Consider the following 7,670-nt stretch of genomic DNA (forward strand, 5'->3'; position numbering starts at 1 on the left):
AGGATATACGTATCTTTTTCAAGAGTTATGTTGCCTCCTCAATGGAAACCATACTTCACTGCATAGTCAATGGTATCCCTAAACAGGAAGTGGAGATCCAATGGGAATAAGCACCAGAGTTTTTCTACATTTTTCAATGATCAAAACCTTCTTGGGTTGACGCCCTGGCAAGGTCTGCTGGATTGGTGCGTCGAAAATTCGGCCACTTGCCAGCAAATAAGCGTTGAGTGCTCCCAAAATGACAACATGTCTTCGTTCGTCAGGAGTGCTGTCGAGTTTTTTATGAATTTTGGCAACTACCGGCCATGTCACAGGTCAAAACGGGAGCACCTGTTCATAAGTTGCCAGGCTTGGAAAACTGAATAGAGCAACAGCAATATTATTTGCACCCTCATGAGGGAGGAAATAGCCATGGTGGGTACCACCGAACTTATTTACTAAGGGTATCCACATTTTTGCATATACTTCAAATTCTAGGGTTTTATACGGATCGATTACGTATTTCAAGTAACAAGTTATCATATCTATCTGTTTTTGTTGAATTAACAAGTTGTTATCCAAGAACTGGATATCCCTCCTTCTGTTTCAAATGTTCCCCCGAGAATTCTTGGCCACCCTTGCTTTCCCATCTACAGGAGGCTACCTGCACTTAGTAGTCGAGTATCCCGGGGGAGTCTCACTCCCAGGCCCTCAGCTGAGTAGGCCAAAGGAACTTCCCCTTCAGGCTCTCTCAGAACCGGACGTGAACCTCTCGACTCATCCGGCTCCTCATGCCCCTTCACGGGTAGTGAAGGTTTGCATTACTCGGAAACTCCGGGGACACAATATCCATTTCTTCATCCTGAAATCGAGTCAACTTACTTCTACTACGTCATGACTGATAGGAGCAATTGTCAAGTAATGTCATAAACGTCGAATGCTCTCGGTATTGACTGGTTTGCCAAGGGTCGTCTTTTCGGCCTGATAATTGATACCGCGATCTCATAATTTCAAACACTTGCATGCTGTGACCAGCGCGTATCATTTTGATATCAGAGAGTTGGCTTGGTCTGGCCCCAATTTGGCCAATTTGGGCCTCAATTTGGGGACCTGCTTGTAGCAACTCAGATGGCACTGGCTGGGAAAATTCCCGAGGCAAATCCTGGGGTGGGTGAGTAGATACATTATTTCTTCAGATAGCGAAAAAGAAGCTGGACCATCTCCTCCATCAGGTGTGACTGGTCGAGGCCGGGTGGAGCATCATGGAGCAGCCAGCGACTCAAATGGCCTGTTGCCTGGCCCAATATGGCAGACATGACAGCCGGGCCTCCGCAGCGGACGTCCGGCCGCCTGAAAAACTGGTCGACCAGCTGTTTGGTCTGCGATGTGTTGTCGTTGCCCCTTGTCGCTTTGGTGATCATTTGCGACTCGCGCAGCACCTCCTCTGACAGTGCCTTTGTAAGATCGGGATTGGCCCGGTGCACTTCCACGAGATCGGTGATGAACTTGCGTAGCCCGTCCTCCAGGTCCGTAGAAGGATCGGCCAGGCGTTCAAGTGCCGCGATCACGACCCTGTGTATTTTGGCATGGTGCTTCTCCATCAACCTGGCAAGCAGGCTGTCTTTGTTTGGGAAGTATTGATAGAACGAACCCACCGACACTCCGGCCCGTGCCGCGATCTTATTGGTAGTTGTCCGGGCATATCCCAATTGAGCAAAGACCTCTGCCGCAGCCTCCAGGATCGCCTCTACCATTATCTTCGATCGTTCCTGGCGAGGTAACTTGCGTATACGCAAATCGCCGGTCGACGAATTAATGCGAGTTGGCCGCTTGGGAGAGCATCCCTGCGGTGAATGTTGCTGTGAGGCTTTCTTGTTGGAATAATTCTTCTTTTTTCCTGGTTTGAAGTCCGTCATAAGACTTTCTCCGGTGCGAGTATGAAATGCGAGTAAATGCTCGTATACTTATTTATACGAATAATTGCTCGTGTTGTAAATATCTTATTCCAACATGGAGGACCAAGTTATGGAAAATCAAATTGTACAGAATACTATCCCTGCAATGGTGGAAGGTCTGCCAAAGCCCCATCGCTGCCCCTGGTTGGTGCAGTATTTTCTTGCCAGTCCGCTCAGGCGGATTCTTGAACCGCCTGAAAAGGTCTTGGGCCCCTTTGTCAAAACCGGGATGACTGTGGTTGAGCCCGGCTGTGGTTTCGGGTATGTCAGCCTCAGCCTGTCTAAAATGGTTGGCCCGGAAGGGCGGGTGATAAGTGTAGACCTAGAACCCCGGGCAGCGGCGCGCCTGCAGCAAAGAGCTGGAAAGAAAGGACTCGCAGATCGCATGGACATTCGGACCTGCGAGTCCCATGATTTGGGGCTTGGCTGTTATGAGGGGCAGGCCGACCTTGTTGTCGTGATCCACACACTGCATGAGTTTGAAGACATTCCCGGTTTTTTGGCCCAGGCGGCAAGACTTCTCAAACCTTCAGGTCGTATGTTGGTGGTAGAGCCCCGCGGTCATGTGACTCCTGAGCAATTTACCGCCGAACTTGAATGCTGCAGGCTCGCCGGATTTAAAGAATTGGATACGCCTGAGCTTGGTGGTAAGCGGATGGCGGCCCTGCTAGCACCGCCAGAAACAAGAGAACAGTAAGGAGAAAATAGGAAATCATGGAAATAGGGGACAGCCCACGGTTTCAAATTGTCCAAAGAGTGGGCTGACCCAGGTTTTCTTTCAAGCTAGCCTGGAGAAAGAGGATGACCGAACAGCGCAAGCTGAAAGCAGGAGAGCCCTGTCACGAGGGGCTGGCAGTAAGCGATGACGATGGCGCCTTCAGCCTGGTGGAGAAGCTGGTGTACCTGGGCTTGGCACTGACCATAGGCAGCATCCTGATCACAGCGGCCTGCAGTGCCTACCTCTGGCTCAGCGACGGTGACTACCGGTTGTCGCCCCTGCGAGTTACTGAGCCGTTATTACAATATTTTCTCTCCCGAAAATGAGAAGATAACCGGAAAAAAGACAGGCTCTTGTCAGAGCTGAACCCGGGGAAGATTGAGCTAAAAGAGCCAGAGCAGCTCTCCCCCCCCCCCAATCTACTATTGATACAATTAAGGAGAACAAGATGAAAAAGATGCTTGCAGCTGGCGCTGCCTTACTGGTCTGCGGAACTGTGGCCACGGCTGCTGAGCCAACGGACCAAGCCGGAGTCAAGATTACCGGTAATGCCAGGGCGCAGCTCATCTACAAGAGAAAATCGGGAGAAAATCGCAGAAAATCGGGGACAGACCACTGTTCTTTGGACAATTTAAAACCATGGTCCGTCCCCGATTTTGAATGGGTTAGGCACTTGTTGACCTGTAAGCCTCATCTTTTGAAAGAATCTGCGAGTGTGAGATATATCGTCTGCTATCTCTTTCATTCTCTCTCCAGCACCTTTTGCAGCGGCTTGATCAACTCCGTTTTTATCCGCTCGGTATAAATTTTCTTTCGCATCGAAGGTATCCGGCTCAGAAGCATCATCATCGAATTCGTAATTCGAGATTTGTAGTCCTTCTGTGGGAAATCGTACAACCCGTTCTTTTTGTAGAAGTTGTGATCAGCCAGGAAGGGGAATCGCAATCGACCATAGATGAAGTCTCTGAAAACCTTTTTGCCGCCCACACCGAGGAAACTGGCTGGTTTTGCATAGCCATCGTTGGCATAGCGGATAAGTCGCTCGGCCAGGCTCAGTAAAAGGGCATCGATCTCGGCCGAATCACCACATTCATCCGTAACAAAATCCACGATGCCGGCCTGCTGAACCTCAAAAAAGCCTTCCAGTGCCTGCCTGAGGTTGGGGTTCTGGCTTAAGGGCCCGGAGATAATAAATCCGAGTTGTTTGTCCGCCATCACCGGTATGTGGGTATTGAAGAAGCTCCTATCAAAGAACAGCTTCCATTGTGACGACAAATACCTGTCTTTGGTCGAGCCAGCCAAAACGAGGATATTGGCGCTCTTTACTTTTGTATTGAAGAACTCGATGTAGCCGTCCTTATCACCGTATTGGCAACTGTTATCGTATCCGCACTGAATGCAGCCCAGGCATCCTCCCTTGATATCGACCTCATTGAGATCAATCACCTCGACTTCACCGGAAAATGTCCCTGTGAATTGGCGAAGCATCCGCCCCAGATTAGTCCCCTCGTCCTTCGAGTCCGTCAGAACCACCACCTTTTGGCTGCCAACGCCGATTTTGGTCTGAACATCTCCGGGAACATACTCGAACGAACTGTGTATCAATGGACGGAAGTTCCTCGACGTGGGTACGTTGTATTCGATGGTGTCAAAGAGATGCTCGGCGAACAGCGACAGCCGTTTCCTTTCCTTCTCCTCCAGCAGGTCATACATAGCAGCGGAGAACACCCCGGCAAACTTCATTTCGAGATCATCGCTAATCGCATTGATGTAATTGTGGGCAATATGGTCATAGAAATGTATTGAGGTGCTCAGAGATGCCGCATATTTGTCCTTGAACGCATCTTCGACCCCTCTCGCCCAGATGAGCTCAATGAATCGTTTATAGTTGGAGGGCACCAGGAGGTAATACAGCGGAAAGGCCCATAACACGCAGGTTGCAGACCTAACCGCATCAATGATTTCCCGAAAGGCATTATCATCTCTTTCGATTGTCTTGATTCGCTGCGAGATGTTCAGGATTTTCAGCTCATGCTGCGGAAACTTCTTCTGGATAAAGTGGACATACTGCATCGTGATACTGACGTCACCTTTGGGGCTTCCGTTTAATACGATGATTTTCATTGAAACCAGCTCCCTTTGATGTTGATGATCCGAACGCTTTCGAGAGAACGATGTATGCATCGATATTCCACATAGTAATACTATACCATTTGTTGCACACCGTCATAGCCACCCAATCGCGGTGCTGACCAGGAAATCGGGGACAGACCACGGTTTCACGGGATATCGGAGCTTTACCGTCCCGTACCCGAACTCGATCACTGGCTGCGTCGCAGGGTGCGCATGTGCTACTGGAAGCGGTGGCGCTATCGTCGCACCAAGGTTCGTGAGCTGACGAAGCTCGGTACCTTCCTGCATGCTGCTATCTCGGTCGGTTTGAGTCGGAAAAGCCCATGGAGATTATCCGCACCCTGGCCACCCAGTCGGGCATGACCAATCAATGACTCATGGATCAAGGTTTGCCTTCTGTCAAAGAACTATGGGTAAACATCCATTACCCGGCTACTGCTCGGTAGCCCCGCATGCTAGGTGGTGTGGGGGCTGGGGGAGAGTTTCCCCCGGCTACCCGATTGGGCGGGTTATTTGAATTGTTTTACCTGCACTTCATTTAGTCGACAACATACTGAGGATATGTGGCTTTTGCCGCTTCAGCTATGCTTAAATCTGTTTCCGTAGTCAGAAAAGGCTGATTAGCAGACGTCACTCCCAGAACTTCCCCGTTCTCTGGTTCTATTATCCAGCCTCCACCTGCCCAATTCATATTATCTCCCTCATTGTAGCTGAAGTTAGATGATAAGCAGTACGCACCTGATACCACTGCAGCAGTCCTGCCTCCAGCAATCCATTGGTCTCTTGATGTCATTCCTGTTGCATGAGGGCACACCAATAATTCAGTGTCCTGAATGGAGTATTCACGGGCATGAACACCAAACCACAGCTCCGTGCAAATGAGAAAGCCTACTCTTGCTTTATTTGTCTGGACAACAGTAAAGTCTTTTTTTCCGCGTTCATACCAGGAGGCTTCCCACCAACCTTCTTCATCTGGCAGATAATATTTATGGTGGACTGCTTTGTATCCGGTTTCATTATCCCAGATAAAACCCTCGTTCAAATGCTGTTGAGAGTTAATGACTGGGAGGGAACTTGCCACAGCCACATCTCCTAGTTCAGTCAAACGCGTTAACCATCGCTCATGCACTTTAACTGATCTCTCCCATACAGCTCTTCCAACTTTATTTGTTTCGGCAATCCAGGGAAAAAAGGCATTTCAGGTAACAGTAACAAATCGCTGCCTTCAGATTTGACATGTTCGGCAAGTTTTTGCCATTCTCGTTCCAATGTATCGGATCTATTGCTGATCTTGCATACTGTTATTTTTATAATCTCTTCTCTTGTTCTCTTGTTCTCTTGTCTGCACAATTTTGCTGCAATACACTAGGCGAACACAAGCAATACAACTGCAACCTAAAAGCCCCGTTTTCGAGGACTTCAATTTAATACCAATACTTTTTACCCATTCGGAAAATAGTAGCCAACGTTTCGAGCTGAGCGGCATCGATCTGCATGAAGATCACTGTCCATTGTTCTTCATGTGGGTCGGTGTCCGCTCCAGCGGAACGCGGTGGAGCGGCGGTGAAACGATTGGTTATAAGGCGTTCGGTACCCTGCCGCGTTGACACCTGCATTGGATCCAACCCCGCATATCAAATAGTTGCATGCCGGACAACGGCATCAACGTGAATCGCTGCGCAGTCCACTATTGGAAATTGACTTTGGCTCTCCTTGTACACCAATGCGAAATCAGTTCCTCCCAGCATTATAGCGTCTACCTCCGCCTCCTGAATCAGCCACTCGCAAGCCGAATCAAAAACACCACGTTGAGGTTTTGTGACATAGCCTGCGGTAGCCATCGAAACGTAGGCAGAATGTACATCTTCTAATACTCTGCCGATTGGTGGGATGACCTCAGCGGTGCTGATTCCAGAATAGAATTGCGTTTCCATGACGGTTCGCGTTCCTAATATCCCTACCCGACCTAGTTTTCTATGTTTAACCGCTTCGTTCACTTCCGTCAGAATATCAATAACTTGCAAAGGAGAATTTTCCTTGAAGGTGTCGATGCAAAAATGCCCTGCGATTGAGGTGACTACCACGCACTTAGCCCCCGCAGATGCAAGTCTGTCAGTTAATCTGTTGTAGATTTCGACTTGAGCACCTCCATCGTTACGTTCAAGATTATGAAGTAGAGTGGAAGGATCGGCATGAACAATCGTCATCTCCAGCGCCGTCTTCCTCCTAGCGAATTCTGAAATCAGTCGGCGGTAGTAATAATCTGTTGCCGCGGGCCCAATGCCACCAATTACTCCAATTTGCATCTAACAATATCCTCCATTTATGAAAACGAAAAATGCTAACTTGTCTATATAGTGAACTTGCTCGCCTTATAACAGTTCGAATTCGGCGATATTGATCAGGTTTATATTTGAGCCGCTGTCAAATCGAGGGAGCGGTTACGCTCAGCTCGAACCGATGCCGTCCCGCTACGCGGGACGGCATCGTGGAGTTCAGCTGCAAAAAACTTGGGAAAACCATGGCAGAAAGACCTCGTTTAGCATTAACGGAACCTGGATATGCCGGTCAAGCTCGCTGTTTTTTGTCAGCTGAAACGGCTGGTGTGCGCCCGGCATGGGCGTGATCTAATGGGGTGCAAGTCCCCTGTATGTAAACCCTGTTACTATCGTGATGACAGGAGCATAAATACTAGCCGAAAGCAAGGGCGACCTCGTGAGGGTGCATCCGGAGGCATTTGAGCGTAGCGGAAATCATGAGCTGAAAGCGAAAGCGACGCCAAGGAGCGATAACCTGGAGCGCAGGTAAGCGAATGCAATGAGACTCCGAAATTATGAGCCGACGAACAGAAACGGCATACAAGGCGGAGTCTCCGGGTAAGTCAG

General features: G+C 49.2%; 7 protein-coding genes and 1 pseudogene. 3 read left to right on the forward strand and 5 right to left on the reverse strand.

The window, feature by feature from the left end:
- Positions 1 to 333 precede the first annotated feature (333 nt).
- Positions 334 to 522 (reverse strand): annotated as a pseudogene (locus G494_RS28125) (NIPSNAP family protein); the annotation flags it as partial.
- Between the two features lie 641 nt (positions 523 to 1,163).
- Positions 1,164 to 1,895: a TetR/AcrR family transcriptional regulator gene (locus G494_RS25625; RefSeq protein ID WP_084456885.1), complete on the reverse strand. Its 732-nt coding sequence runs from the start codon at positions 1,893 to 1,895 to the stop codon at positions 1,164 to 1,166.
- A gap of 109 nt (positions 1,896 to 2,004) precedes the next feature.
- Between G494_RS25625 and G494_RS23695 the strand changes: the two genes are divergently transcribed.
- Positions 2,005 to 2,631 carry a class I SAM-dependent methyltransferase gene (locus tag G494_RS23695; protein ID WP_051305726.1) on the forward strand — a complete coding sequence of 209 codons (627 nt, stop codon included), beginning with the start codon at positions 2,005 to 2,007 and terminating at the stop codon, positions 2,629 to 2,631.
- Positions 2,632 to 2,735: 104 nt separating this feature from the next.
- The gene (locus G494_RS0114410) at positions 2,736 to 2,978 is read left to right on the forward strand and encodes a hypothetical protein (protein WP_028585092.1); all 243 of its coding nucleotides are present in this window, start codon (positions 2,736 to 2,738) and stop codon (positions 2,976 to 2,978) included.
- Positions 2,979 to 3,393: 415 nt separating this feature from the next.
- Here the strand turns inward: G494_RS0114410 and G494_RS0114415 are convergent, their stop codons facing one another.
- Entirely contained in the window at positions 3,394 to 4,776 is a 1,383-nt protein-coding gene (locus tag G494_RS0114415) for an NAD(P)H-dependent oxidoreductase (RefSeq protein WP_028585093.1), read from the reverse strand.
- A gap of 204 nt (positions 4,777 to 4,980) precedes the next feature.
- On the opposite strand from G494_RS0114415, the gene G494_RS28030 reads away from it, so the two are divergent.
- The gene (locus G494_RS28030) at positions 4,981 to 5,148 is read left to right on the forward strand and encodes a hypothetical protein (protein ID WP_332307531.1); all 168 of its coding nucleotides are present in this window, start codon (positions 4,981 to 4,983) and stop codon (positions 5,146 to 5,148) included.
- A gap of 175 nt (positions 5,149 to 5,323) precedes the next feature.
- On the opposite strand, the gene G494_RS26340 is transcribed toward G494_RS28030, so the two are convergent.
- Both G494_RS26340 and G494_RS0114425 read right to left on the reverse strand, forming a co-directional pair.
- Positions 5,324 to 5,914 carry a carbon-nitrogen hydrolase family protein gene (locus tag G494_RS26340; RefSeq protein ID WP_269746596.1) on the reverse strand — a complete coding sequence of 197 codons (591 nt, stop codon included), beginning with the start codon at positions 5,912 to 5,914 and terminating at the stop codon, positions 5,324 to 5,326.
- Positions 5,915 to 6,419: 505 nt separating this feature from the next.
- Entirely contained in the window at positions 6,420 to 7,091 is a 672-nt protein-coding gene (locus G494_RS0114425; RefSeq protein WP_028585095.1) for an aspartate/glutamate racemase family protein, read from the reverse strand.
- Between the last annotated feature and the right edge of the window lie 579 nt (positions 7,092 to 7,670).

This window comes from Desulfogranum mediterraneum DSM 13871 (assembly GCF_000429965.1).
Lineage (GTDB): Bacteria > Desulfobacterota > Desulfobulbia > Desulfobulbales > Desulfobulbaceae > Desulfogranum > Desulfogranum mediterraneum.

Coding starts and splice junctions, on each gene's coding strand:
- G494_RS25625 (WP_084456885.1), bottom strand. CDS start 1,895: ATGACGGACTTCAAACCAGGAAAAAAGAAGAATTATTCCAACAAGAAA.
- G494_RS23695 (WP_051305726.1), top strand. CDS start 2,005: ATGGAAAATCAAATTGTACAGAATACTATCCCTGCAATGGTGGAAGGT.
- G494_RS0114410 (WP_028585092.1), top strand. CDS start 2,736: ATGACCGAACAGCGCAAGCTGAAAGCAGGAGAGCCCTGTCACGAGGGG.
- G494_RS0114415 (WP_028585093.1), bottom strand. CDS start 4,776: ATGAAAATCATCGTATTAAACGGAAGCCCCAAAGGTGACGTCAGTATC.
- G494_RS0114425 (WP_028585095.1), bottom strand. CDS start 7,091: ATGCAAATTGGAGTAATTGGTGGCATTGGGCCCGCGGCAACAGATTAT.